Genomic DNA, 25,710 nt, shown 5'->3' on the forward strand with positions numbered 1-25,710 from the left:
GATTAATGTTTCAGGGTGGCTTCTCATAATAATTCACAGTTGTCACTTCATCTAGGAGAATACCACTTCTATTCGTACTTTCGATGATCCTCTCCAAGTTATCGCCACTATCCAAATTTACCTCGCTTGATTTGAAATGGTCATAGTATTTTATACCTGAGAGATCCTCATAGACAAAATCCCAATGGAAGTCAACATGTTCTAACCCTAGATCAGAAAGAACTTCCATTATCTGAGATGTATAATACTCTCCATATTCTCCCTTCACCCAAAGGCTATATTTCGGGCAGATATATCCTTCTCTTTCTTCATTTGGATGCAATGAAATGTACTCGTTCGTGTTTCTCTCAGGCCGAATGAGGGAGTGGTCACTATTTTTTTGTATCTGGTCAGATTCTATATTTCCGAGTTCAATGTATTTCTCCTGATTGTTGTAGTTTGACACAGTGTCTTCTTCCCTCCAATCTGAGCTAGATAAACTGTCTGAGCTTCCATCTACTGCAGAACATTTCACGTATATCCGAAACCTCAAACCCACTTTCTTAATAACCCCGTTCCCCTTATTACTAATAGTTATAGAGACTGTATCTCCCTGGATATCATGTGTGAGAACATTAATAAATGGTCTATTTTGCCCTCTCATAAGCTCTGTTTGCAAATTTTGTATTTCTGATTGTTGATTCTGTATTTTTGCTTGTTTTCTTATTATTTCTGTTTGTTCAGCCTGGGAATCCTTCATTTCTTTATAAAAATATACTAATAGCCCTGTTAGAACCATCGTTAAAAATCCAGTTACTGCTTGGAGAATGGTCGAAATAGTCTCCATGATTGGGATATATATGATGTGATAATAAGATTACTCATCTTAGGCAACCACCATTAGTTATCTCAAGGCAGACTACCGTTCCCCCTCCGAGTTGCACGTCGCCAAACTCCGCTTCCCGAATATGCACACAAGCGCGGACCAATCGTGTGTATAATTGGAATGCACCGCAGAGACTTCCATAGTATTGCTCCAACATACTTTTCACTCATGATGTATCGAAGATCATTATGAGCTGGTGAGAAATTTAGAGCCTGTGTTCACCAACAGGCTAACCGCGTCTTGAGTAGGTGACCAGATCGGAAATCCTTATTCAGTATCTCCGACCGGTTCGAGTTCGCCCGCGTTGAGTTCGCCCTCGAGATAGTGCTTACCGAGATCGGTGATCTCGTAATAGCCTTCCTCTACTTTGTTCACCAGTTCATAGTCGACTAGGACCGACAGTCGCCGACTTACACCCGTTCGATCACGGTCAATATTTCTCGCGATGGTCGTCGGTCCCAACTCCAGCCCGGTATTCAAAACCTCGAGAATCCGCTCATCGGTCGGATTCTGCATCCAATCACCGGGCTTTCTCATGATTCGGATCTTTCTCCCGACCTTCTTACATGGTTCGAAATGGCTGAACAATGCAACTATATTGAAGAACTCTCTCAACGATATCGTAGAAGAATTTATTACGATGGGTTTCGAATGGTTGGTTAACGGGAGTTTCACATGAGACTGACAATCTGTCAGACTCGTGTGGAAAACGCGGGTTGGTGATGGTACCACCAGACCCGCACGGCTCCCGTAGACGCGGTACGGAAGCCATGTCCGACAACATTCCACGGGGCCTTGAAGGTCCCGAACGACAAGAGGCATCGCTCAAGAACACCAACCAACCCGCCGACGACACGACTTGGGCCGATCTCACTGCGTTCCAACGCGATATCCTCGCAGCGATCGCCCGCCTCGAGAACAGTGCTGACCCGTCCTACGGCCTCGCGATCAAAGCCGACCTTGAGACGCGCTACGGCGAGGTCAACCACGGCCGACTCTACCCGAACCTCGACGACCTCGTCGACCAGAACCTTCTCGAGAAATCCGAACTCGACCGTCGCACGAACGAGTATACACTCACCGGCATCGCACACGCACTCCTCAAGAAGCGTACCCGCCAGCTTGCAGACGCCTGTAATATCACACCGCACCAGCCGGTCGCCGATGGGGGTGAGTAGTGATGGAAAGTATCGCGGACTATCCACTCGAGTTCATCTTCGAGTATACCACGATCGACAATCGTCGCCGTCGCATGACGATCATTCCCGATACGGGCGGTGAGGCGTGGCGGATCACCCACGAACACCGCGACGGCGAGTGGCGGGAAACCGGTCGCGAACCGATATCGGGCGTCACAGTCCAGTTGAGTAATCACCCGACCGACCTGGACGATGAATCCACGAGCGGCCAGCCAGCCCTACCAGATGGCGGCCAGAGTCACACTAATACGCAGTCGGCCGACAATCTCGAGTCTCAGATCGACCGTCGCCGAACGGCGGCTCGTCTCGAGAAGCTTGCGACCGCCCACGAACAGATCGGCTGGAGCACAATCCCGGGTATCTCGACCGTTGAAGCTGCCGCCTGGGCAGCGAAACTTTGCACCGCTCAAAACATCCTCAAGGAGCAGACTGACGATTCGGCCGTGATCGATGCTGGCGGTGCATCAGTGTCTATTCACGAGCCAACTCCGCACACGATCCAGCGGGGTGACGACAATGCATAAGGCCAGCCCCACTGCGATTGGTGTCGACCTTGGCGAGTACAATCTCTACACCGCCTGTCCGGTGCAAATGCCGGACTGGAAAGGAGCCTACACGATCAGCGGCGACGACCTCTGTGTTCAGTTAGACGCGCTTCGCGAACAGACTGCCGCCCTACTTGGCAGCGAGTTCGACCGGGATACAATCGTGGCGTACGTCAAGGACCGTCGAGTTGCCCTCATCGAGGCGATCGACGCTGCCGCTCGAGAGCTCTGTGAGTACGCAAGCGCATACGAGCATCCGGTTCTGGTCACCGAGGATAGTCACTTCAAGCCTGACCTCTGGGCGTGGATCACCGACCCTGACGCTCATCGAGGCACTTCGTGGCTGCTGCCGATAGCCCATCGTCGGCTTCGCACGATCGCTGCCGAGTACAGTATCGAGGTCACAACAGTTCCAGAAGAGTTCTCTTCCCAGGAGTGCCACGTCTGCGGTGTTCTGGGTGAACGGCCACTGAACAAGACCTTCCAGTGTACCAACCCGGACTGTCACGTCGACGGCGTCTACGCCGACCACAATGCTGCGAAGGTTCTTGCACAGCGATACTATCCCGGCCAGCAGTGTGCCTATCGGCCTTCTCGGCCAACGTCCCCAGACGATCGGTCTGCAATGCTCGCTGATGGTGGAATCGCCGAGAACGATACCTAGCCACCGACAGCCCGCAACGAACGGGACTACGGTGGTTCCACAAGTGGCATCGATCTCCCACATCTCGACTGCGACCGGCCACTCCCGCCACCCCCACTGACAGCAACAGCGCACCCAGTTGCCCCGGTTTTTCGACCACACTGCAACCACCGACATCATCCATGAGCACAAATTCCGAGCAATCCGGACCGAACGCAGCGATGACCCAGGCATTGGCAGATGAACTCGAGTCACTTCGAGAACGGATTATGACCCTTGAATCCGCCCTCGAGCAGAAGGAGACACGCCTCGACCGACTCGAAATCGAACTCGAACAGACCAAGACAGAGAACGATCGCCTTGAGGAACGCGTCGTTGAACTCGAAGCAACACGGACACCGAGCGAGGCTCGCCTGGATGCTCACGAGAAGAAACTCAATGCGAACAAAGACCGCGTCGGCGAACTCCAAGCACGTGAACTCGAGAAGGGCGCCCATTTGCTCGAGGAGAACGTCGACGAAAGCGAGATCAGCGTTGCTGATGGTCGCCTTGAGCGGGTTAAGAAAGACGACGGCAGACAATACTTCCGTCTGCCTGAGAGTGATGATCCACTTGATCGTGGCGGCGATGTCGCGCTCGCACACAGCGATCTGCTGCCGATTCAGCAACTTGCGAAGATGGACGACGACATGCTCCATGCAACCACGTCCTCGCTGCCCTCACGCCTTGCAGCAAAGCTCTGGAAGGCACGCACCGACCCAGGAGTAGGAGATAACCCGTGGGAGAAAGGGGGTGCAGGCGTCCGTGAATACGTCTCGGCTAGCGATATGAAACACTGGATCCGTCGGCAGGAGAAAGGGGTCAGTGATGGCTATGCCAAGAAGCTCGTCTCGAGGACGATCGACGCTCTACTCGATCTTTCGAAGAATCGGCTCGCAATCAAACGGAAGCGTCAGCGTAAAAACGGCCTCGAATACACCGAACGCCGTGTTCTCCTGATGTCCGATGCAGAGATCCCTGGTGAAGGGACAAGAGCAGCCGAACAGAGCGATCCGGAGACAGCTGATGTCGATAGGTGAAGCTGTTGCCGGCTTGCTCACACTACCCTGAGAAGACTTTCACACTCTACGGCTAACAGAAACCCAGCACGAAAGCGGTTGTTTGCTTGTCTGGCTACTTGCTTGTCTGTCGCTCGATCGGTCGTCGGTCTATAACGAACGACAGCTCAAGAGAGTTCACTGAAGACGTCAGGTGTCACCGGGAACTGGCAAACTAGACCAGCACGATCTCCTCAAGAGAAGGCGATAGAGTTTGAGGGAGATCGGCGTAACCTATGGAATCGGCGGTGAAACAGTTGAATCATCGATCACCATCAGAATCTTGACGCGGTCATTCAGTCGCAGTTCCATTCCCCGCAGTCGCAATCCACACACCCGGTATCAACCAGAATCCGCTTACGAACGCCTAATTGACGTTCATTCTTCACCCACTATTCGTGGTTCATCGGACTGAACAGCTACGCCCGGAAGTTTCGTGGTTCCCCGTTCCGGACACATTTTCGAATCACAGCGATACTATGGTACTCTCATGCGAAACAAAGCGAGAAATCGAGTAGTCCCACAACCAATTCAACGGTCCGTTTAGCCGTGTTTTTCCACCTGGTACCAGTTAACTTCCTGCCCGACGACATAGCTGACGACGACCTGCACGACGACGAGTCCGAAGAGCGTCAGTGCGACCGGGATGAGCAGCCACGCGAGATCAAACCCTTCAGTGCCGGCGGTATAGTTGTCGATTCCACGGGTTGTGAGTGTGATGCCGTAGATGCCAGCCAAGCCCATAGCGACGAGGCTGGGATGAGCGAGAGCAGCTAGCACGAGTGCCGGAACCGTCACTGAGAGGAGTGTCCCGACAGCGAACGTCCCCACGAGTGACAGTAACGAACTCAGGAATGCCGGATCACGCAGATTGCGCCAGTCGCGGATGTGGCGATGGCAAATGGAGACGTGACCGGATATCCAGCGAACCCGTTGGCCCCACCAGTCTCGAAGCGTGTGCGCTGCCTCCTCGTAACAGGGATAGTACAACAGTTCTCGGATAGAAAGATTGGCTTGGTTACACCTATGAGTGAAGTCCATATCCTCAGTCAGTGCTCCTTCGTCGAATTGCCCCACCTCATCGAAGACCGAGCGCTCGATTAGGACACTGCGGGTGCCAACGATTCCGAGTCCCAGCAGGGAGCGAGCGAGCTTCTGTGGCAAGAAAAAGAGCAGTAGATACTCGTAGTATGCCATCGATTCGATGAGGCCTGTTGGCCGTGGGAGGCTCCGGACCCGTGCGATGTCATGTTCTCCTAACGCGGCCATCCCATGGGAGATCAGCCTCGGGTGAGGTTCCTGATCAGCATCAAACATCGCAATCACGTCAGCATCGCTGCGTTCAATGGCATCATTGAGTGCGCCTGCCTTCGATCCCGGCCGACGACTGAGGATATATTTGACTTGCTCGTGGTCGGCGGCCAAATCGGTAGCCCGATCGATAGAGGGCTGATCATCCGGTTCGCAGACGATTGTGATAGTGAGGTCCTCGTAGGTTGAGGCTGCCAGGTGTTCTACCGAGCGATGCATTACTTCAGGTTCATTGTGGACAGGGACCAGTGCCTCGACAGACCGGCCTGAATGGACCAGCGCATCGGAATCTTCCCGAAATAGCGACAGCAGATACAGCAGCAACGAGGCCGCGAGGATCGCGACGGCGACAATGAACCAAACACGCATGTCAAAGACAGTGTTGAGGAACCAAAACGGATGTGCTATCACAACCCCAAGGAGCGAAACCAGATGTGCTATTACACGAAAATCGCCCATCAACGCTATCGCCATGAGAGCAACGACGATACCAGGGGCTAGGAGGTATCGGTGGAGGGAAGTCATACTGCGGACTTGTGATAGCAGTAATATAAAATTATAGATTTCAATTTACGTTCAAAAAATAGTTATAATGAGTGTCTCTGGCTATCAGTAATGTCTTTATTAATTATCGAATTTCTGTAATATAGACAGCAGACTACCGTCAGACGCTCGATAGATGTTTCGTGGCCCTTACCAGCATCAATGGCGACGATACAGATTGTCTACGATCACAGCGGCGATACTGCCACCAACCAGCATCGGGAGCCAGTAGGTCGCTCCCCGATAAATGACGACGGCGGCCGTCGCAGCCGTCGTCGCAACTCCGGTTGTAGAGACGACCAGAACGATAAACGCCGTCTCGACGCCACCGATACCGCCCGGAAGTGGGAATATTCCAGCGATACTGGCGACTGGGAGCACGATGAGCATCGCCACGAAGGGAACAGTAACTCCGATCGACACCAGCGAGATCCAAAGGCAGATCGCTAGCGTGAGCCACCCGGCACACGAGAACAAACCGGCCAAGATCAGAAGCCGCCGATTGCTGGCGATACGTTCGATAGAGGCGAAAAATCCATCTACGCGGTGTTTGATGTCTTCTCGCGTCGGCGCGCTAACGCGTGGGACAGTCCGACCAATACAGCGGGCCATCGGTAGGACCACGGAGAGGGTCATTGCCTCGATCCGATGGCGGAAGCGCCACCCGAGCGTTAGTGCGAGAACGAACCCAGTAAGGAGCGCCACCACAGTGAAACTAGCAAGGAGTAGGTTTCGGTCGAAGTTGAGTCCACGCAGGACGAATAGTCCAATACCAACGATCCCCATACCGATCGAGGGGAAGAAGTGCAAAGTATCGACGCTCGCGATTGCAGCCAGTCCGTTCTCGTACTCTGTGTCGGCGGCTTCAGAGATCAAGAACGCACTGATGGGTTCACCGCCGGCCTGTCCGAACGGGGTGACTTGATTCGCAAAGGTTGCAGCAGTAAACACAACGATTGACTGTACTCGAGAGATTGGTGTTCCTAACGCGCGCAAGACGGTGTGCAGACAGAGCCCCCAAGCAACAAGCCAGAGAGGGATGAAACCAAGCAAGACGGCGATGACGGCGGGCTGGGCTCTGTGCAGTTGTGCAATGATCCCGTCGATACCGACGACCCAGAGCATCAACGAGAGGACGAGTCCGGCACCGGCGAACCCGATGAGGATGGATCGCCAATCGAGAAGCTTGTTAGTTGACATTAAAGGACCTCATGAGAAAACATCGTTAAACAGTGAGAGAACCGCGGCCTTTAGGCTGGGTGGGGAATCGCGTCACTTGACTACGCTGTCCACCGATCATTCGCCCCTCTCGGAATCCAACTGCTCTTGCGCGTAGAGCATCATTCCCTTCCAAGTTAATCCATGGCGCTTCTTTGTCTCTTTTAACTGTTCGTACTGGTCGTCGTCGACCTCGAAATTGATATTTGGCACAGGTCATTCTTTCATTCTGCTACGCTTAAATTTGTCTAACATTTATCTAAGTGTGTATCCGATACGGTGACGAAAATGCTGCAGGTCACGCTCACCACACCCACTACGGGCAAGGAGCAACGCCTACAGCGGCTCTTGGACAGTTCCGAAACGCGCTCCACGACGCATTCGACGCCGTTTCGATGGAGGTGAGAGCGCGTTGACCACGGGCTGTCCCTCAAACGCGACGTACCACAGGAACCGATGCTCGAAGTGGGAGTCAGGCGCGACACCTCCTCAAAGAGATACTCACGGCGTTGAAGCGCCTACAGGAACATGACGCCGCCGAGTGGCGGATTGACGAGCGATTTGACCACTACCAAAATGCGCTCACAGATATCGTCGAGAAGGTCTCTCGCAAGGCCGTCGAGTACGCTGAGTCCTTCGATGAGCCGATAATCGTGCTCGATGACCTGTCGTATATCCGAGAACGACTCGACTACGGAAAGTTCATGTGAAGGTTCACAGTCAGTAAGCGTACTTGTGCATGTCGCAACCAAGTCTGCTTCCCGCATGACTGGGAGCTGGATATAGGTTACTCAGAGGGTGTCATAGAACGATCTTCATGACGTTCTTTTCGCCAAATCTGGAGCAAACTAACCGTTCACTACACTTGCGAATCTAACACTGGCATTTCTATCACCTACCAGGGATGTTGGCAGAGCCTTGCTGAATACACAGCGCGTATCGCTCGGGAGGAGTAGAGGCAGTTCGTATGAAATCAAAATAGAAATTTGTCGGGTGCGGGAATCTGAAGCATATGGACACGTATCTCTCACTGGAGTTCTCACACCGAGACGAGTTCCCGGGCGAGGGCCAAGACATTCGTACCCCCCACGCACTCGTCGAGCACTTCTTAGAGACCTACACCGAACCCGAGGACCGGGTACTCGACATCTTCGCCGGCTTCGGCACGACACTCTTCATCGCTGAACAGCTCGACCGGATTCCTCACGGTATCGAGTACGAGGCCGACCGCGTACGCAGTATCCGTGAACAGATCTCCTCACCTGATAACGTCCGGCAGGGTGATGTCCTCAAACTGAATTCTTCGTGGTTCCCGCCCATCGATTGCTGCTTCACCTCACCACCGTTCATGGAACAGCAAGACGACCGAAATCCATTCCAGAATTACGCCGGCGAGAGCACGTATGACGACTATCTTGACGATATCGAATCTGCGTTCTCCCGGCTCGATACCGTCCTTGCCCCCGGCGGCCACGTGATTATTGATATTGCAAACATGAAACATCAGGACCGGGTCACGACCCTAGCTTGGGACGTTGCCGACCGAGTGTCAACTGTTTTTGATTTCGATGGGGAAATAGTCGTCACGTGGATATCCGAAGACCCGGATGGAAGCACGGATGAACCCGCATTCGGCTACGGATACGACCACTCTTACTGTCTCACCTTCAGGAAGCCATCCGACTGACGGATGCCTGACTTGGTGCCGGTAGCACAGCCTACGTTCGCTGCTGCATAGATCCTCTGTATTCAGCACGCTGTTATTGGCAGCTATCGGAGAGGTGGATAGCCACTTCGGTAACGTCTTCGTCTGTACTTACCGTTTGTCGGGGAGTCATAGGATGAGTATGCGAACCGTTCTATGACATCCTCTACTCAGGATACACAGTCAACGCTGGGAAATATGTCTCATAGAAGGCGTTATCGAAGCTGACCAACGCATCTCCGTCGACAGCCGCGTGTCCACCAATGACAAAGTCCGCAGCAATATGCTGACGCGGTGCAAGATCCTCACTACACTCCTCGCAACGGACGGTCTGTTTCGTCCCACAAGATGGGCATTGAAGCCCATCTGGCCGCCGAACAGTATACTGCTGGAATTGCTCACCTGCTCGGAACAATGCCTCTCGTGATGGTTCAACGAGCTGAATACTGAAGTCCTCAAGAAACTGATCGAGTTCCGATGTGGTATCGAAGTGGCCATCTGCTGCGAGTTCAGCGTACACCAGTGGTGTAATAACGACTCGTCCCTCTCTGTAGACGCGCCGAAGTTCTGCTTCACTTTTCGTGGTGTGTTCGTCTTCGTACAAAAGCGCGAGAAGAGCGTTTGTATCGACTGCCGTGATCACGCCTCTCCCTCCGACTCATCGTCTTCATCATTACCGACATCACGGGGGTACTCGCTGCGGAGCCGACGCATTCGATCCGGCATTGTCTCATCGCTTTCGGCACTGCCACGGTATTTTTCGAAGGGGTCTTCTCCGTCTGCGGTAGTCGGTTCTTTTTTTCGGATCTTGTAGCCAGCCTCAGCCTCTTCGAACGCGATTTCGTCACCGGGTTCGATTCCGAGCGTATCCCGAATTTCCTTCGGGATAGTGACCTGGCCTTTAGTGGTAACGCGCGGCATATCTTTACTAAGAGGTAATGCCTAATAGGTATTACGCGTATTTTCATACCTACTTTCAGAGAGTGGAACTAGAGTGCACTGCGACGCACCTGTACTGGATGTGCGTTCGTCTACGGCCCGCCCGGTGCGGGGAAAACCTGTGCAGTACGATGTGTCTGCGACGAACTTGAGAACGTGATTTTTATCGACTGTTTTGGATCACACGCGCGGCGCTCGGTGCTGAACCGTGTCCTCGAAGGGCTTGGTGAGGGAAACTCTCTTGGACGGCGGTCGGTTTCAACTGATGATCTGTCGGCACGGATTCGGCGGATGATCGACACACCGACGGTCGTGGTGCTCGACGAGGCCGACCAGCTCGATGAGTTGCGCGTCGTGCACGAACTCTATGGCATCCCAGAACTGACACTCGTGCTTATTTCGAACGAGCCGTGGCGGGAGTTCGATCTGCGAGATGTCGAATCACACCCCCGCCTGGATTCACGCATCGGCTCACTCGGTGAAATTCCGTTCTCAGCCTATACCGATAGCGGCCGCGGATCTCGTTATCTGCCCTTCCATGGCAGTTAGCGGCCCAGTTCTGCAGTGGGACAAGTCGACGGTCGTTTTCCACCGATGCTGACGTGTCCAAGCGGATTCGACTAGGCGTACTCCTATTCGATAGTGGTCTCCGGACACCAGTTCGGTCAACGCGGCTGTGGCGGAACCACTATATCCCTATATCGCTATATTCGATATGTGCCGAATATAGAAAACAGAGTACGAGAGGGGCGGAGCGACGCGTCAGAGACGCCACGGACAGGTGTTCGAGGATTCTGGGACCGCCTTGTCGGACCGACGGCGACGTCCACGGAACAAGCGCTCACGGCCGCATTCGCCGTGCTCGCTACGGGCGTCGTTTGCGGCTACGCTATCGCGTCAGACATCGGTTGGTCGTGGTTCCAATTCGCTGTCGTCGGGGTGATTACCCTCGATGTCGCGGGTGGGATCCCCGCGAACGCAACGTCGAGCGGCTACCGCTGGTGGCACCGCCCTGAGAAAAGCAATTGGGACCACCTCCTATTCGTCGCCGTACACGTTCATCCATTCGTTCTGGCGGCGCTATTCGCGGGCGTCACGTGGGGGGAAGCAATGGTAATCTACGGGTACTTGCTCGTCGCCGCCGCGACGGTCCTTCGGGTAGACGTGTCCGTCAGGCGTGCGAGTTCCCTCGCGCTGTTCGCACTCTGGTTACTGGTTACGTCCTCAATTCAGATCCTCCCTATCGGCCTCGAATGGTTCACGCCTCTCCTCTACCTCAAGCTGCTCGTCTCTCACCTTGTTGGGGGAGAACGATGACGAGTCGCGGACGGTACGCGGTGGTTCACCATCTCGAAGAGAACATCGTCAACCCCGTGGTCATTTGGATCTTACGCTCGCCGGTTCACTTTCTCCTGAGTCGATGGTTACTCGTCCTCACGTACAGGGGACGCCGAAGTGGTCGGGAGTTTTCGACGCCAGTCCTCTACTGGAGGCGGAACACCAATGTTTTTCTCTTGACCCCCAAGCGACAGACTAACTGGTGGAAGAACTTCCGCGGTGGCCACCCGTTGTCGATGCGCTACCGTGGACGAGAGGTTTCAGGCATCGGTGAAGTGAAAACAGACGAGAAAACGGTTCTCGAAAGTCTCGAGTGGATTTCGACTCCGCTCCGAGTGCTCGACGAATTCGTCCCGGGCGGGAAGAGAGTCGATGAGAGCGCCCTACAGGCGAGAGTAAACGAGTTTGCGGTGATCCACGCCACGTTCGGATCAGCGTCGGAGGGTCAACTCGACGGGGCAGTAACCAGATGATCGATTCGATACATTCTCTCCGTCCGGAACAGGAAAACGTACCGGTAGTGATGACCGAACGAGAGACTATGGCTGATACCTCAGATCGAAACTGGAAGGTGGTCGTTCAATGAAAGACGACGAGTTCGAGCGAGCGAAGTTGGAACTCGTCGATGCGATGGCACAGGCCGCCGAGGTGTACGGTATCAACGGCAGTTACGGCCGGCTATACGGCTTTCTGTACCTCGCGCCAGAGCCACGTTCGCTCGACGACCTAGTCGAAGAAAGCGGCTACGCGAAATCCACCGTTAGCACCGCGATGAGCGTTCTCGAACGGTATTACCTCGTTTCGAGACACTCGATTCCAGGCGAGGGAAAGCGCGCGTATTTCACAGCAGAAACGGACTTCTGGACGGTGCTGCAGGAGATAAGCACCCGAGAGGGGCGACGCGAACTCCGAATCATGAAAGGCGGGATCGAGTCAGCAAACGCTCATCTCAATAGTGCGGCCGACACTGAGCAAACCGAACACGCTCAGAAGCGTCTCGACGAACTTGAAACGCTCTTCGATCACTTGGATACACTGCTGGAGTTCGTGAACGAACACTCTCTCGAAGAACTGGTCAAACTGGCTGAAGATCGGACGTAGCGGCGATCATGATACGACTAACAGTTCCCTCAAGCTGTCGAACGGACCAGACCCCACATCGACACCGCCGCTGTCGATCGGCGTCGGCTCCATCTCTTCGAGATCGCGAATCTCGCCTGTGAACTCGGATTTTCGCGTAGCTCATTTGTGAGGTTGGTGAGTCGGGACGGGGCGTCGGGGTCGTTACTCATCGTCGTCATCCACGAGTCCGCTTACGCTGACCTCAGTGACGATTGGTCGTTAGATCCTATAGTCAGGAATAGCAACTAAGAGACGCCTGAAAAGAACACAGAAAGCACTATCCGGAGCCCTGAATACCGCCCTTCGAATTTTTGACTATCTTCGCACAGATCTGCCATCATCAATAAACACATCCTCTGCAACTGCAGCCAGTTGCCGCTTTTCGGTCTCCGATTCACTCATACCTGATTAATCGCGTTGCAAGACTAATTTGCTTCCCTGTGAGTATACGCCAGAAGTCGGCTCACTAAGAGAGAGAAGAGAAGGGAACAACACTTATACAGAATTGCAACATACGTTTACGTGTATACATGGCCACAAAGACACTGACGATCACCGAAGAAGCCTATGAGACGCTAAAAGCACACAAACGCGAGGAAGAAAGCTTCACAGACACGATTATCCGACTGACGGAAGCCGACCGGGACGTTATGAAGGGGTTCGGTGCGTTCGAGGACGTCGACGGCTTCCGCGAGTCCGTCGAGGACGTGCACGACCAGTTCGACGCTGATATGCGAGAACGGCAGGAACGGCTCCAGCAGCGCCGAGGGCGCGACGAATGATCGCCCTTGATGCGACGTTCCTGATCGACTATCTCAACGGTGTCGATGCCACAGCGGCCTTTCTCGACCAGCAGGACGCGCCAGTGTACTACTCGTCAGCTATCGCGATGTTCGAGATCTACCAGGGCGCGGCACAGCACGACGGCGACGCGATCGCGACTGCCGAGGAAAGCCTGGACTGGGTCGAGCCGCTCGAGTTCGATCATGAGGCCGCGAAAGAAGCAGCGCGCGTGAACGCCGAGGCAATGGAGAACGGCCGCTCGATCAATATCGGCGATGTCCTAATCGCAGGCATCTGTCGCCGTCACGGTGCGACGCTGGTCACTCGAGACGGTGATTTCGGAACTATCACTGGCCTTGAGACGATTGACTACTGATATCGCGACAATCAGAAACCCAGCATAGGTTCGAACAGGTCTGCCGGTGTGAGTAATCGCGAAACTGTACGATCGCAACGAATACAAAATCAAGAGTTGGGTTTCAACATAGCTCAGACGAATCTATGAACACTGAACTCGAGTTTTGAATGCTATTTTTTCGGAAAGGCGTGTCCAAAGATCGGGGAGTCGGTGTCGTCAGTCGCGACCCCGATATCGTGTTCAAAGCGGATATCATCGACTATGAGCAGAATGGACGGTCAAAAAGCCAGTGCTCGCACACAAGAACGTCATCGTCTATAGCAGTAGCGTGACGCTGCGCGAAGACTATCCCCACCAATTTTCAGTTGTTTTAATGGAGAGGTTATGTAGGAGGTGGACGAAAGCGCTGAGAGACTCCTCTGATTATATGAGTGTCGTACATTCAGATAGGTATGATCGTGGATCAGGACGCTCTCGGGCCGAAAAAGTAACCACCACGGGAGTTGATCGTCCATCGAAACAGCGAGATCAACACGCTGTCGAGTATTTTCGAATCCGTGACGAACGGCCGCCAGACCAGCGGTGCGTTCATCTATGGACCGCCGGGTTCAGGCAAGACCTGTGCCGCAAACGTGCTTCTCAATGAGATTCCAGCGACTACTGTCACTAAAAACGGGACTAGCGGTGAGCCGATCGAAACAGCATACATCGATTGCTACAATGGCAAGTCCCGACGCGACGTCTATCAGAACCTACTCGAGACGCTCGGCGAGGGGCCAGCCCAGACGCGACCCTCCGCTGCGACCGACCAATTGCGCCGGCAGATACTCGACGCGATTGACGGGCACCTGATCGTCGTACTTGACGAGGCCGACCAGATCGGCGAAAAGGATGTGCTCAAAGAACTCTATGAAATGACGGGGGTAGCCCTGCTCCCGATCGTCACCAAGAGCCATCAGCTGTTCGCCGACGCCGAGGATCGTCTGGACTCACGGCTGACCGCACTCACACCGATTCCGTTCCGCTCCTACGACGAGAGTACGCTGGTCAAAATCCTTCAGGCGCGCGCAAATGTCGGCCTCGAACATGGTGTCGTCGAACGCGAACACTTGCAGATTATCGCCGAGCGCTCGAGAAACGACCAAGGCGCGCGATTTCGATTCTCAAAAACACAGTTCTCCATGCTCGATCAGAAAGGGCCGGCGAGGTGACAACCGATCTACTCGATAAAGGCTCCCCGATGTCTCAGTCTGACGTGATCCGATCGCATCTTTCGGCAATCTCGCGCTCACAACGCATTTGTCTAGAAGTGATCGGGAAGATTGGCCCGGAAACCAGCGGTCCAATTACGGATAGGTACTGTTCAGATATGCGGATTGACGAAGAACGTAGTCAACGGGCGATTCGAGACTGGTTGAGTGACTTCAAAACGCGGGATCTCATCTGCGAACATGACGTACAAAACGGGCCGGCCTACGAGCTCCGCGAAATTGTCCAGCAGGTATTGGATGGAGATATCGAGCCCTAGTCGGTGAACTCGAGTTCAGCAGATACGGGATTTGCTGTTCTAATCGCGGTCACCAACAATCTCCTTCACAAGAGCGTAGGGAGAATTTCAATCCCGGAGTGGGTTTCTACCGCGTCGCGACGCAGAGACTATGGGCCGGACGTAATCGAGGGCAGATGTTTCAATCCCGGTGTGGGTTTCTACCGCGTCGCGACTTGTTGTCGTGGCCTCGACACCGCCGACATGTTCCAGTTTCAATCCCGGTGTGGGTTTCTACCGCGTCGCGACAGACCACAGAATCCCGAAAATATCTGGGTCATGGAAGAGTTTCAATCCCGGTGTGGGTTTCTACCGCGTCGCGACAAGGTAAAGACTAAACATTACGGGAATTAATAGGTTTCAATCCCGGTGTGGGTTTCTACCGCGTCGCGACAGGGGGTGTTTTCTCGGGGATAGCACCTATAGTTTTCTCTGAAGTTGCGAGAAGGGGGGAGTCGTTCGTGGACCCCAGCTGTACACGGCTTTGAAAAAGGTCGACGAAGATTGGAACTCACGTGTGGAGTCGGCCGGCAAGTGTCGGTGCGACGTGACGGGTTTTGCCCTCCATCCACGTCTCGACGGCGCCATCAGATTCGAGCGAGTCGAGGTGCCGACCGACAGTACTTCTCGATTTCCCGGTCTCTTCGGAGATTCTAGGAAGGGTCGTACTTTCGTCGATGGAGACGAGATATTGGAGCGTGTCGAGAGTCGCGTCGGACGGGCGCCCCATCAGGTTCGGCAGGCCGATCTCTTCGATCTTTTCGTCGACATCTCTGAACTGGAGTGCGAGGTCGACGACGTTCGGCCGGGCAATCGCGGCGACGGTCAACGGGAGAAAGATCTCCCGCGGACCCCCGTCGAAGTTGAGTACTACCGTCCCCTCGGCGGCTTCAAGGACGTCGACGCATTCTAACACAGCGGCTTCGAACGCCTCGTAGCTCACCTCCTCGACAACAATATCAGCTCCGGGACCGAGTTCGTTGACGGTCTGGTTAACATCCTGGATCGCGCTCTTCGCCCTATCGCTCGTGTCGCCGCGCGGTCGAAGGAGAACGATAACGTCGTCGGCATCGAGGCCGTTATCGAGTATCGGGCGCATCACCCGCGGGCTGTAGTGCCCGATCGTGGAGACGTACGTACGCATACATCCAATTGCAGTCATGTTCGATTAAACGGTTTGGCTTCGAAATTGCGTAATCGTCCGGTTACGATCCCGAATGACTGAATACGTTTTCGGAATCGCAAAAAGATTCAAGGTGGTGACGGATCCAGATGTGATCATGTATCGACACACGATTGTCTACTGTCGTGAGGTGTTATGCGTCGAATCGAGTTAACGGTTGAGCCAGAGGGCTCGTTCCCGGTGCCGACCGCGAACGGTTACCAGATCTACGGCGCGATCCTCTCGGCACTCAACGGCGTCGACGAGGATGTGAGCACGCGCGTCCATGATTCCTCGATCGGGAGTCTGACAAACAGCGGCCTCCTCGGGACGTTTGACGGGAGCCATCGCGACCACCATAAACGCGTGATCCGCGACGAGACGTACACTCTCAAGCTGGGCGTCGCCGATCCCCGCGACCAAGAGGTCTTCCAAGCACTTGCCGACGCGTTCGTCTTCAGCGACGACACGCTCGAACTCGCGGATGGCAACTTCCGCGTGCGGGACTTCGCGAGCACGAACACAACCCACGAAGACCTCCTTACCAAAGCCTCAGAGATCGCTGCCCGGAAGCACAATACCTTCGAGATCAAGGTCTGCTTCGAGACGCCGACGTGCATCAAGGAGAGTAGCAACATAACCAACATGTTTCCCGCGAGGCAACACGTATTCGCCTCGACATTACGCAAGTGGAACACGACGATCCCAGATGAGCGGGCAGACGAGTTCAAAATCGCGATGACCCGCGAGGACTTCGGGACAAACCTCATCGAAAAACCCGACGCAGACACCTACGAGACGCACACCGTCCTCGTCAACCGCGGCGAAGATGGCGGCCCGATTCTCCGCCAGGGGTTCACCGCTGACTGCACGTACAAGTTCAAGGGCGCAAGCGAAGCCATCCGGACCGCAGTGACGGCGCTCGCGCTCTTCAGCGAGTACGCCGGCGTCGGTGCGTTCGTCTCCAGAGGGTGTGGGACGGTCTCTGTGGAGGTGGCAGCGTGAGTACCGAAACCTACGACACACCCGCTTCCGCAGCCCGGTACGCACACCGGTACATCGTGGATACGCCGCTCGTCGGGAACATCCTTGAGCACGCCGGCGAGTATGACGCCAAGACGGACCCGGAGGAGACGACATCGCTGGCGGCCCACGTCATCAACGCGATGACGATCGGCGTGAACACCTTCGTGTACAACGCCGTCGACGGCGGCCGCGACATCATGGAACTCGAAGAGGAACTCTCGGTGCTCGCGGCGGCGCTCGCGCTCCATGACACGAACAAGTACGTCCGCGAGGCGTACGGTGTCGAGACAGACGGGAATACGGGCGAGGCCTTCGACACCTACTTCGAGAACGGCGACGACTTCGGCGTCGAGGAATTCCTCGGTGGGGGCTACCGGGAGGACCTCCACTACCTCGTCCAACGAACAGAGGTGAGGGAGGACAGCCGTGAGACTCGCGGAACGGAGACAGAGTTCGCCGGCCTCGAACGGTACTGCCGGATCGGCGATCAAGTCGCGTCAGTCGTCCTCCGAGACGGTATCAGGGGTGGGTTCACCAAACTCCGCAAGAAACTCGATGACGGCGAAGTCCACCTCCTCGAATTGACACAGATTGAACAGCCAATCCTCAACGACGAACTCCTCGCCGCGACGAAGCAAGTCATGTCTGGTAAGGATGGTGGCGAGGAGTACGGCGTCGTCGTTGGGAGCACGCCCGATCGCGTGCTGTATCTCGGTGACGAGGTCGACCATGACGTGCTTCGAGAACGCGTCGGGAGCCACCTGAGTCAGCAACTCGTCGAGACCGAGCGGTATTCGTTCTCGTGTAAACTGAACTGGAACTCGTTCGACTACGACATCCTCTCCGAGTTTGCACTCGACCCGGAAAAGAAAGAGAAGATTATCGCGACAACGTTCCGAAACCTCCTCGCCAACGGGACCGCCGGCGTCGAAGGGTTTGAACACATCCGGGATGACTTCGATCCGTACTTCCCGGTCCTTGCGAAGGCGGTCTATATCGACGGCCAATCGGAGTTCGACGACGAAGACGTGCAGGCCGCGTACGACGAGATATACGAGGAACAAGGCCCGCAGAAGGTCAAGATCCACTTCGTCGCGTACCTCCTCCGGAACTTCGAGGAACACCGTGAGTTCCTTGAGAAGTTTCGAGAGGACGTTCGCCCCCGTTTGCACGACGACCTCGAAGCGGAATCGGACGCGATCACTTCTGTCGTGGACCGGTTCTTCGACGCGACGATGTCCCCGAGTCTCGGCTCGAAGGAGGAAATGTGCTTCCTCTGCGGAGCCGAGGCGGAGACCGACTACCAGAAGGGGCTCTCAGCGGTCTACCGAACACAGGAGTTCTCGCGGCGTGTCCGCCCACACGCGAAGTACAAGAAGATCTGCGAGGTATGTAACCTCGAGTACGCGCTCCTCGCTGACACGTGCGAACGCGCCGACGTTAACCTGAACTCGAACGTCGGCGTCGCGTACTACTACTTCGACGAATTTCTTGGAGACATCCGCCTCCGTGGTGAACGCGTCGGCCTCCAGCAGGGCGAGACGATCGACCTCAGCGACACGGAGGTAGAAACGAGTCTTCTCCGACCCCAGTACTACGTCCAACCGTTCAATTTCGGTGGACATCCCGCAATGGGTGAAAAAAATCACCGGATGGTGATCGTCCGACAGCTGATGCAGGCGGCACAGAACGCCGGTATGAAGGTCGACCTCGGTCGGCCGTTCACGCGCTTCGAGAGCGCTGATGCAGCGTTCGTCGACGAGGACGCGATCCGCCAGCAGGAACTGCTCGGTCTGGACGAAGTCGATCGGTTCGGGCCGCTCCCCTCGTTCGCTGACCGTGAGGAGGGACACGAGCAGTCGCACCTCCGACGTGCGCTCGCGCTCTGCAAGATCATCGCTACCATCGGACAGGAGGCGGGGATGCGGAATTCCTATCTCCAACTCGACCGAGACACGTTTCACCATCTCACGGACTTCGCCGTACAGAACCACGAGAACGCGACTCGTCTCTCCGACCTTGAGTCGTACCTCGAAACGTATCATACGGACCAACTCATGGACATGAAAACCGTCGCCGAACGAGGAGTCGACCTCTTCGGCGAACAGTACGACAGCAAGTACAAGAAGACGAAGATCTTCCGCGAGGCGATCGACGCGTTCCTCAGCGGGAAGAACCAGCGGATGTCCGATGACGACCTCCGCGAACACGTCGCGGCACAAGTGTACGACGCGGCGGACCGCGAAGACTACGCTGGCTACGTTACCGTAGAAGAGGCGGAGGCGTTCGTAGACGCCCTACAGGCGTATCTCGTCGATAACGACCTCGCTTCCCTCAAGAAACTCTCCGACTGGGAGAACGCGCTCGTCAACTCGTACCTATATGCCTACGAACAGGTTCTGTACGAGGATGACGACACTGAATCGTCCGATAACTAATCCCATTCACTGATCCACAATGACTCTCACGTACCCCGAAACTGGCCTTGTCGACTCGTTCGAAATCTACCGCACGCAGAAGCCGAGCGTCACGCTCGTTGTCGAACGCGAGATCACCGAACCGACGCTGTTCCGCAACTCCAACAACGACCGTGCGGAGACCCAGCAGTTCGGTGACCAGTTGCACGCACAGGTGAACGGCGAGAAGTTCACGAGCAAGGAGCGGCTCAGCGGTCTCGACTTGCTCCGGTCGCTCGGCGATGAGTTCGTTGACGACGAGTACACGTACAACGAGCCGGCAACGCTCGAAGAGTCGATCAATGTCGGGACACTCACGTACGGCCTCGCCGGCACCGGCGATCAGGACTTCGCGATTAAGTCCCGCGTCATCGAGGGCTACACGTACACGACCGACGAGTACGACCTGATGAACAAGGAGACTCGAAACGCGGTGTACGAGTCCGGGACGATGCGGACCGACGAGAACGAACAGTCCGAGGCGTTGTTCGACTACGTTAAAGTCCAGCCGGGCAACTCCCTCGTCCACTTCGTCACACTCGAAGCCGCAACGGGTCCGATGCTCCTCTACGCGCTCCACAACGTCCTCAACACCGGGCGATACGGGGCTCGTGAGACGCGGACGGGGCGCAACGTCCGGAACTCGATCCGCGGCGTGATCCTCGGCGACCACGACACGTCGCTCTCGACGGGCGAACTCCTGATGGAGTACCACGAGGAAGACGACGTGATCGAGGACAGTATCGCCGATTACGTGCAGGATGTCCGCCGGGCCGACTGGGAGGTCTACGGCGACTTCGACGGTGCCGACGACTTCCCCGAATGGTACGAGGAATTGGAGGCCGTCGCATCGCGAGAGGCCGACGACGCCGACGAGACCCTCCGGGAAGAGTTCGACCGCCTCACCGAGGCGGCAGCGGACGTGTTCACCGATGATGATTGAGCGGACGTACAAGGCGCGGTTGTACGCTCCGCTGTTCTACTCGAGCGCAGAGGGGCGCTCCGTCCGGACGCAGCCGACGCTATCCGCGACCGCGCTCATGCACGCTATCGGCTACCGTTACTGCGGACTCGAAAAGCGGTACGCGCTCGTCGGGCAGGACGCGACGAGCGCGTCGTACGACCACCTCCGTGATCTGCCGCTGTTCGTGAGCGACATGCGACCGGTCTCCGTCAAAGCCAACGAACGGACATTCCGGAGCACCGACTATCGATCCGAGCGGCATTTCACGACGGCGGACCCGGACGTCGCAAACCAGGTGACTGGCGGGAAGTCTGTTCCGGAGGTCCTCGAACGATCCGGTGCCGGCTGGCAGACCATCCGTCGGTACCAGGGTCTTTCGCCCGGATCGACCTTTGAGTTCACCGTCTGGAGCGAGGAGTTGCTCCCCGACCGACCGTCGTTTCGGATGGGGATCGGACAGACTGGAGAGTTCCGAGCGACCGAGTCAGACCTCGACCAGCTCGTGTTGAACAAGTTCCTCCTTGAGGAAGTATACGACCTCTCGACGGAGACACTAAGCGAACTCCTGGAGCGGAGCGATAAGTTCGAGCGCGGCAACGATCCACGACTCCAGCACTTCGTCGGCGTCGATCCGGCGTACGCGCGCGACGTCATCGTCCCGGAGGTGGGCTAAATGCGTGTTCAAAGTGCGGAACTCGCGATAGAACCACCCGGAAAAGGGTTTGAGCAGCGCGGATTCGAACATGCCCGCGCGTTTCAGAACCGCGTTGCCGAGTGGGCACACGACGATACCGCAGAACCGGTCGCCGTCCTCCGCGCACCGACGGGAGCGGGGAAGACCGCGACGTTCTACGAGGTGATCGACGAGAACGACCTGACTCTCGTTGTCTATCCGACGAACGCACTCCTCAAGCAACAGCTCGATCGGTTCCGTGAGTGGGAGGGCGTCAGCGCCGAGCCACTCAACAGCGACACACTCGACGGTCATGGAGACGAGCGCGTCGAGAACCTCCTGCAGCTGACCGACTTCTACGAGGGACACGATGTTGTCGTCACGAACCCCGACATCTTACAGGCGATCATTCAAGACCTGTATTGGGGATCGACGAAACCGATGCAGTTCTTCAACCGTTTCGACGCAGTCATCTACGACGAGTTTCACTTCTACGACGATCTCGCTGCGAGCGGGCTCCTCCTGCAGATGCACGTCATGCACGACCGGCGCGGAACGGAGGTCCTCCTCGCGTCCGCAACGCCGAACGAGTCGTTCGTCGAATTCGTCAAGGACGAACTTTCGCTCCCAGTCCGAGACATCACCGCCGAGTACGTCTCTGACGGCGATCAGTTTCGCCAGCCGGTGACCGTGGACAGACATGAGGCCCGTACGATCAACGAGGAGCGGGAGGCCGTCGGGGAGCGTCTCCAAGAACTCGTCAACGACGCCAACGACCTCAACGAACCGCAGGTTGCACTCGTATTCAACAGCGTCGCCGCGAGCAACGACTTCCACGAGGACCTGGCCAAGGAGTTTCCCGAGGTGTTCAAACACACCGTGAAGGACAACGGGTTCGACACGAACGATCCGAACGCGGATCTCGAGTCCGGGAATTTCTTCGTTCTCAACACCACGAGCAAGGGTGAGGTCGGATTGGACTACGATATCCAGACACTGTTCATGGAGACGCCGGCAACGCCGAGTGCGTTCCTCCAGCGGTTCGGACGCGCCGGTCGAGAGCACGAGGCGGTCGTTCACCTGTTCGGTCTCGATGACATGGCGTGGCCTGACGTTCTGTCGTATCCGGAGTTCGTCGAGTCGGTCTACGACGCACTCGGAGTGCATCGGAGCCTCGACGAGGAGATTGCGGCGCTCCGGAGTCTCGTCGGGATGCGTGCGGCGTACGCAATCCACTCGCGAATGGACGACAACGAATGGTTTGGACCGGAACTGTTTGCGGACTTCGAGTCGGTCTCCGAGTACGAAAAGTGGCGTGTGTTCTTCCGCAATGTTGAATCCACACTGGAGAATGCCGGCGAGTTCGGATCTCCGGTCATGCAGAATAGTACGACTCGGAAGATCCTCGACTTCGCACGACACTGTTTCGGTGCCCTCGAAAGTCTCCGTGGCCGTTCGCTACCGATCGACATCAGGTATCCCCGAGGCGATCGGCATGCGCTCACGTCGTACGACCTCCTTACGACGCTTCGGTACTACGATATCGAGGACATCGAGTCCAACGGAACACTCGTCGCCGAGCGGCGAGACTCGGCACAACCGGTCGCGATAACTGCTCGATTCCCTGGCTATGAGAACCGACCGCGTGACTACAGCGGTTCCATCAACGAAATCGAGCAGATGTTCTCCCGGTGGATCTATCCGGAGATCGAAGAAGCGGACCTCACTGAAACGGGGGTCGACAAAGGCGTACTTCGACAGTTCTTCGCCGACCTCTCGCTCCCAAGGACAGTGATGCCGATCGAAATCCGGTACGGCCAGTACGTTGCGTACGTCGACCAAGATAGGATCGCTTCCGTCAATATCGAGCGCCGCCAAGTATGAACGAGGAGCTGATCAACGTCTCCGATTTGAATCAGTACGGCTACTGTCCTCGCCGCTACTGGTACCTCCATTTCTTCGACACACAAGGGACCAATTACGAGCGCGTCGAGGGGACATCGCTCCACGACTCGAAGGCAGATCGCGGAGGATGGGTCGACGAGCTCTACCTCGAAGACGAAGATCTCGGCCTCAAGGGGAAGATCGATGTCCTCGAACTCCACGACGACCTGATACCGATCGAGCGGAAACGTGCGGAAGGCGGTGACTACTACTGGAGTGACGAACTCCAGCTCGCCGGCTACTGTCTCCTGCTAGAGTCGTACCTGGATGAATCAGTACGGGAGGGAGCGATCTACCTCTACGAGACTGACCAGCGCATGCACGTCCGGATCACCGACGATCATCGGGACGCAGTTCGTGAGCAGATTGAGACGATGCGTTCGATGTCTGCAGGCGATGTTCCGCCGATAACGGACAACCCGAAGAAGTGTACCGCGTGTTCAGTCCGGTCGTACTGCCTTCCCGAAGAGACGCTGAAACTCGAACCCAGTCGAATGCCGAGCCAAGAATGGGAGGAGTACGTATGAAGGCGAGCCAAGGAATGTTCGAGGACTCGGTCGTCTACGTCACGACGCAGGGCTCGCAGGTGCGTATCGACGGCGGCCAAGTCGTCATCTACGATGTGGATGGCGATGACGGCGAACTCGGATCGTTCCCCGTCGAGAAACTCGACACGATCAACGTCTTCGGTGGCGTCAACTTCTCGACGCCATTCGTCGCGACGGCGAACGAGCACGGGATTGTGCTCAACTACTTCACCCAGAACGGGAAGTATCGGGGAAGCTTCGTCCCGGAGCGCAACACAATCGCCGAAGTCCGCCGCGCGCAGTATGCGCTTGACGACCGCGACGAGCTGGCAATCGCGAAGGCGATGATCGCGGCGAAGGTCCGGAACGCGCGGACGCTCCTCTCGCGAAAGGGCGTCCGAGGGACGACCATCCTCAAGGACCTCGGCGAACGCATTTCGACTGCGTCGAACAAGGACGACCTTCGCGGGATAGAGGGCGAGGCCGCAGAACGCTACTTCGGCCGACTCGACGAAACGCTCGTCGACGACTGGACGTTCGAAACGCGCAGCAAACGACCGCCTGAAGACCACATCAACTCGCTGCTGTCGCTGACCTACGTGATGATGAAGAATGAGGTATTGAGCGCGCTACGCTGCTACAACCTCGACCCCTTCCTAGGCGTGCTCCACGCCGATCGGCACGGACGACCGTCGCTCGCGCTCGACCTCCAAGAGGAGTTCCGACCGCTGTTCTGTGACGCGTTCGTCACGCGCCTGATCAACCGCGGGACGATCACGCACGATCAGTTCGGAAACGACAACCGACTCACCGACGACGGCTTCCAAGCGTACTTGGACAAGTTTGATGGCTACATGGACGAAGAGTTGACACACCCGCACTTCGAGTACCGCGTGAGCCGTCGAAAAGCGATACGACAGCAAGTGATCCTCCTGCGGAAAGCGATCACGGGTGAGCTCGACGACTACCACGCACTGGAGGTGTCGCGATGAGACTCGCAGTAACGTACGATGTCAGCGACGACACGAACCGTCGGCGTGTCTACCGGACGCTGGAACGATACGGGGCGTGGCGCCAGTACAGCGTCTTCGAACTCGACGTGTCGAAGAGCGAACGGGTCGAACTCGAAGACGAACTCGAAGGACACATCGAGCCGGCGGACGGAGATCGAATCCGACTGTATCGGCTCTGCGAAGCTTGCCAAGAGGCGACGACAGATCTCGGAACCGAACCACCAGACGAGCAATCGAACGTTATCTGACGTCGGTCTTCGTCGACCTTTTTCAAAGCCGTGTACAGCAGGGGTCCACGAGAGCGGGCGGCGCCCTCGTGGGTAGAGCAAGGTTTATAGACCTGCTCAAGCAAAATACACCCCCTGTCGCAGTGCGGTAGAAACCCAGAACGGGATTGAAACATCGATCGTGCCTGATTCGTCTCCACTGCGGACTGGTCGCAGTGCGGTAGAAACCCAGAACGGGATTGAAACAGGACATCGTAGTCACTGCTGACACAGTCAATGCTGTCGCAGTGCGGTAGAAACCCAGAACGGGATTGAAACATGCGGATCTGGAACTTGACGTACCACAGCGTGTGGGTCGCAGTGCGGTAGAAACCCAGAACGGGATTGAAACTGTTTCAGGTGGAACGTGGTTGCAGTACAATTCCGGTCGCAGTGCGGTAGAAACCCAGAACGGGATTGAAACCTCGTGCATCATCGACCACCGTCACAGTTAGGGCGTCGCAGTG

At 56.1% G+C, this 25,710-nt stretch carries 27 protein-coding genes, 1 pseudogene and 2 CRISPR repeat arrays (1 of these 30 cut by a window edge); of the genes and pseudogenes, 21 read left to right on the forward strand and 7 right to left on the reverse strand.

Annotation, left to right across the window (positions count from 1 at the left end; genetic code table 11):
* Positions 1-10: 10 nt before the first annotated feature.
* On the reverse strand, positions 11-826 hold the full coding sequence (locus SM755_RS16600) for a hypothetical protein (protein WP_323173640.1): 816 nt from the start codon (positions 824-826) through the stop codon (positions 11-13).
* A gap of 306 nt (positions 827-1,132) precedes the next feature.
* The gene (locus SM755_RS16605) at positions 1,133-1,402 is read right to left on the reverse strand and encodes a winged helix-turn-helix domain-containing protein (RefSeq protein WP_323173698.1); all 270 of its coding nucleotides are present in this window, start codon (positions 1,400-1,402) and stop codon (positions 1,133-1,135) included.
* Between the two features lie 233 nt (positions 1,403-1,635).
* Here SM755_RS16605 and SM755_RS16610 point away from each other — a divergent pair, with 233 nt between their 5' ends.
* The 4 genes from SM755_RS16610 to SM755_RS16625 all read left to right on the forward strand — a co-directional run bounded on the left by SM755_RS16610 (position 1,636) and on the right by SM755_RS16625 (position 4,331).
* Positions 1,636-2,043 (forward strand): helix-turn-helix transcriptional regulator, encoded by a 408-nt coding sequence (locus tag SM755_RS16610; protein ID WP_323173641.1) that lies wholly within the window; start codon positions 1,636-1,638, stop codon positions 2,041-2,043.
* Between the two features lie 2 nt (positions 2,044-2,045).
* Entirely contained in the window at positions 2,046-2,588 is a 543-nt protein-coding gene (locus SM755_RS16615) for a hypothetical protein (RefSeq protein ID WP_323173642.1), read from the forward strand.
* Positions 2,581-3,273 carry a zinc ribbon domain-containing protein gene (locus tag SM755_RS16620; protein WP_323173643.1) on the forward strand — a complete coding sequence of 231 codons (693 nt, stop codon included), beginning with the start codon at positions 2,581-2,583 and terminating at the stop codon, positions 3,271-3,273. Before SM755_RS16615 ends, SM755_RS16620 begins: the two co-directional genes overlap by 8 nt.
* Positions 3,274-3,434: 161 nt before the next feature.
* The gene (locus SM755_RS16625) at positions 3,435-4,331 is read left to right on the forward strand and encodes a hypothetical protein (protein ID WP_323173644.1); all 897 of its coding nucleotides are present in this window, start codon (positions 3,435-3,437) and stop codon (positions 4,329-4,331) included.
* 561 nt (positions 4,332-4,892) lie between these two features.
* On the opposite strand, the gene SM755_RS16630 is transcribed toward SM755_RS16625, so the two are convergent.
* Together SM755_RS16630 and SM755_RS16635 are read right to left on the reverse strand one after the other, a co-directional pair.
* Positions 4,893-6,185 (reverse strand): glycosyltransferase family 2 protein, encoded by a 1,293-nt coding sequence (locus tag SM755_RS16630; RefSeq protein WP_323173645.1) that lies wholly within the window; start codon positions 6,183-6,185, stop codon positions 4,893-4,895.
* Positions 6,186-6,362: 177 nt separating this feature from the next.
* Entirely contained in the window at positions 6,363-7,403 is a 1,041-nt protein-coding gene (locus tag SM755_RS16635) for a lysylphosphatidylglycerol synthase transmembrane domain-containing protein (RefSeq protein WP_323173646.1), read from the reverse strand.
* A gap of 485 nt (positions 7,404-7,888) precedes the next feature.
* On the opposite strand from SM755_RS16635, the pseudogene SM755_RS16640 reads away from it, so the two are divergent.
* Together SM755_RS16640 and SM755_RS16645 are read left to right on the forward strand one after the other, a co-directional pair.
* A pseudogene (locus SM755_RS16640) lies at positions 7,889-8,128 on the forward strand (RNA-guided endonuclease TnpB family protein); the annotation flags it as partial.
* Positions 8,129-8,433: 305 nt separating this feature from the next.
* Entirely contained in the window at positions 8,434-9,108 is a 675-nt protein-coding gene (locus SM755_RS16645; protein WP_323173647.1) for a DNA methyltransferase, read from the forward strand.
* Between the two features lie 184 nt (positions 9,109-9,292).
* Here SM755_RS16645 and SM755_RS16650 read toward each other — a convergent pair whose 3' ends face one another.
* Positions 9,293-9,769 (reverse strand): PIN domain-containing protein, encoded by a 477-nt coding sequence (locus tag SM755_RS16650; RefSeq protein WP_323173648.1) that lies wholly within the window; start codon positions 9,767-9,769, stop codon positions 9,293-9,295.
* Positions 9,766-10,047 (reverse strand): AbrB/MazE/SpoVT family DNA-binding domain-containing protein, encoded by a 282-nt coding sequence (locus SM755_RS16655; protein ID WP_006111354.1) that lies wholly within the window; start codon positions 10,045-10,047, stop codon positions 9,766-9,768. The genes SM755_RS16650 and SM755_RS16655 overlap by 4 nt, the downstream gene beginning before the upstream one ends.
* Positions 10,048-10,125: 78 nt before the next feature.
* On the opposite strand from SM755_RS16655, the gene SM755_RS16660 reads away from it, so the two are divergent.
* The 7 genes from SM755_RS16660 to SM755_RS16690 all read left to right on the forward strand — a co-directional run bounded on the left by SM755_RS16660 (position 10,126) and on the right by SM755_RS16690 (position 14,877).
* Positions 10,126-10,614 carry an AAA family ATPase gene (locus SM755_RS16660; protein ID WP_323173699.1) on the forward strand — a complete coding sequence of 163 codons (489 nt, stop codon included), beginning with the start codon at positions 10,126-10,128 and terminating at the stop codon, positions 10,612-10,614.
* A 168-nt stretch (positions 10,615-10,782) separates the two neighbouring features.
* Complete coding sequence (locus SM755_RS16665) at positions 10,783-11,382, forward strand: hypothetical protein (RefSeq protein WP_323173649.1); 600 nt, start codon at positions 10,783-10,785, stop codon at positions 11,380-11,382.
* Positions 11,379-11,876: a hypothetical protein gene (locus SM755_RS16670; RefSeq protein WP_323173650.1), complete on the forward strand. Its 498-nt coding sequence runs from the start codon at positions 11,379-11,381 to the stop codon at positions 11,874-11,876. The genes SM755_RS16665 and SM755_RS16670 overlap by 4 nt, the downstream gene beginning before the upstream one ends.
* A gap of 109 nt (positions 11,877-11,985) precedes the next feature.
* A complete protein-coding gene (locus SM755_RS16675) occupies positions 11,986-12,504 on the forward strand; it encodes a hypothetical protein (protein ID WP_323173651.1) in 519 nt (172 codons plus the stop codon).
* A gap of 551 nt (positions 12,505-13,055) precedes the next feature.
* A complete protein-coding gene (locus SM755_RS16680; RefSeq protein WP_323173652.1) occupies positions 13,056-13,307 on the forward strand; it encodes an antitoxin VapB family protein in 252 nt (83 codons plus the stop codon).
* Positions 13,304-13,684 carry a PIN domain-containing protein gene (locus SM755_RS16685; RefSeq protein WP_323173653.1) on the forward strand — a complete coding sequence of 127 codons (381 nt, stop codon included), beginning with the start codon at positions 13,304-13,306 and terminating at the stop codon, positions 13,682-13,684. Before SM755_RS16680 ends, SM755_RS16685 begins: the two co-directional genes overlap by 4 nt.
* A gap of 485 nt (positions 13,685-14,169) precedes the next feature.
* Entirely contained in the window at positions 14,170-14,877 is a 708-nt protein-coding gene (locus SM755_RS16690) for an AAA family ATPase (RefSeq protein WP_323173654.1), read from the forward strand.
* A gap of 401 nt (positions 14,878-15,278) precedes the next feature.
* A CRISPR array of direct repeats spans positions 15,279-15,606; the repeat unit is 37 nt; unit sequence GTTTCAATCCCGGTGTGGGTTTCTACCGCGTCGCGAC.
* A gap of 117 nt (positions 15,607-15,723) precedes the next feature.
* Here SM755_RS16690 and csa3 read toward each other — a convergent pair.
* A complete protein-coding gene (gene csa3, locus SM755_RS16695; protein WP_323173655.1) occupies positions 15,724-16,356 on the reverse strand; it encodes a CRISPR-associated CARF protein Csa3 in 633 nt (210 codons plus the stop codon).
* Positions 16,357-16,530: 174 nt separating this feature from the next.
* Between csa3 and cas6 the strand changes: the two genes are divergently transcribed.
* The 8 genes from cas6 to cas2 are packed head-to-tail and all read left to right on the forward strand — an operon-like array spanning position 16,531 to position 25,225.
* Complete coding sequence (gene cas6 / locus SM755_RS16700; RefSeq protein ID WP_323173656.1) at positions 16,531-17,379, forward strand: CRISPR system precrRNA processing endoribonuclease RAMP protein Cas6; 849 nt, start codon at positions 16,531-16,533, stop codon at positions 17,377-17,379.
* Entirely contained in the window at positions 17,376-19,838 is a 2,463-nt protein-coding gene (locus tag SM755_RS16705; protein WP_323173657.1) for a hypothetical protein, read from the forward strand. Before cas6 ends, SM755_RS16705 begins: the two co-directional genes overlap by 4 nt.
* A 19-nt stretch (positions 19,839-19,857) precedes the next feature.
* Positions 19,858-20,799, forward strand: coding sequence for a type I-D CRISPR-associated protein Cas7/Csc2 (cas7d, locus tag SM755_RS16710; RefSeq protein ID WP_323173658.1), 942 nt, complete (start codon positions 19,858-19,860; stop codon positions 20,797-20,799).
* Complete coding sequence (locus SM755_RS16715) at positions 20,789-21,493, forward strand: hypothetical protein (protein WP_323173659.1); 705 nt, start codon at positions 20,789-20,791, stop codon at positions 21,491-21,493. Before cas7d ends, SM755_RS16715 begins: the two co-directional genes overlap by 11 nt.
* Entirely contained in the window at positions 21,494-23,377 is a 1,884-nt protein-coding gene (cas3, locus tag SM755_RS16720) for a type I-D CRISPR-associated helicase Cas3' (RefSeq protein ID WP_323173660.1), read from the forward strand.
* Positions 23,374-23,964, forward strand: a complete 591-nt coding sequence (cas4, locus tag SM755_RS16725) for a CRISPR-associated protein Cas4 (protein WP_323173661.1) — start codon at positions 23,374-23,376, stop codon at positions 23,962-23,964. Before cas3 ends, cas4 begins: the two co-directional genes overlap by 4 nt.
* Entirely contained in the window at positions 23,961-24,956 is a 996-nt protein-coding gene (cas1, locus tag SM755_RS16730; protein WP_323173662.1) for a CRISPR-associated endonuclease Cas1, read from the forward strand. The genes cas4 and cas1 overlap by 4 nt, the downstream gene beginning before the upstream one ends.
* Positions 24,953-25,225, forward strand: coding sequence for a CRISPR-associated endonuclease Cas2 (gene cas2 / locus SM755_RS16735; protein ID WP_006111338.1), 273 nt, complete (start codon positions 24,953-24,955; stop codon positions 25,223-25,225). The genes cas1 and cas2 overlap by 4 nt, the downstream gene beginning before the upstream one ends.
* 116 nt (positions 25,226-25,341) lie before the next feature.
* A CRISPR array of direct repeats spans positions 25,342-25,710; the repeat unit is 37 nt; unit sequence GTCGCAGTGCGGTAGAAACCCAGAACGGGATTGAAAC (it continues 246 nt past the right edge of the window).

This window comes from Natrialba sp. PRR66, from assembly GCF_034808065.1.
GTDB classification, from domain to species: Archaea; Halobacteriota; Halobacteria; order Halobacteriales; family Natrialbaceae; genus Natrialba; species Natrialba aegyptia.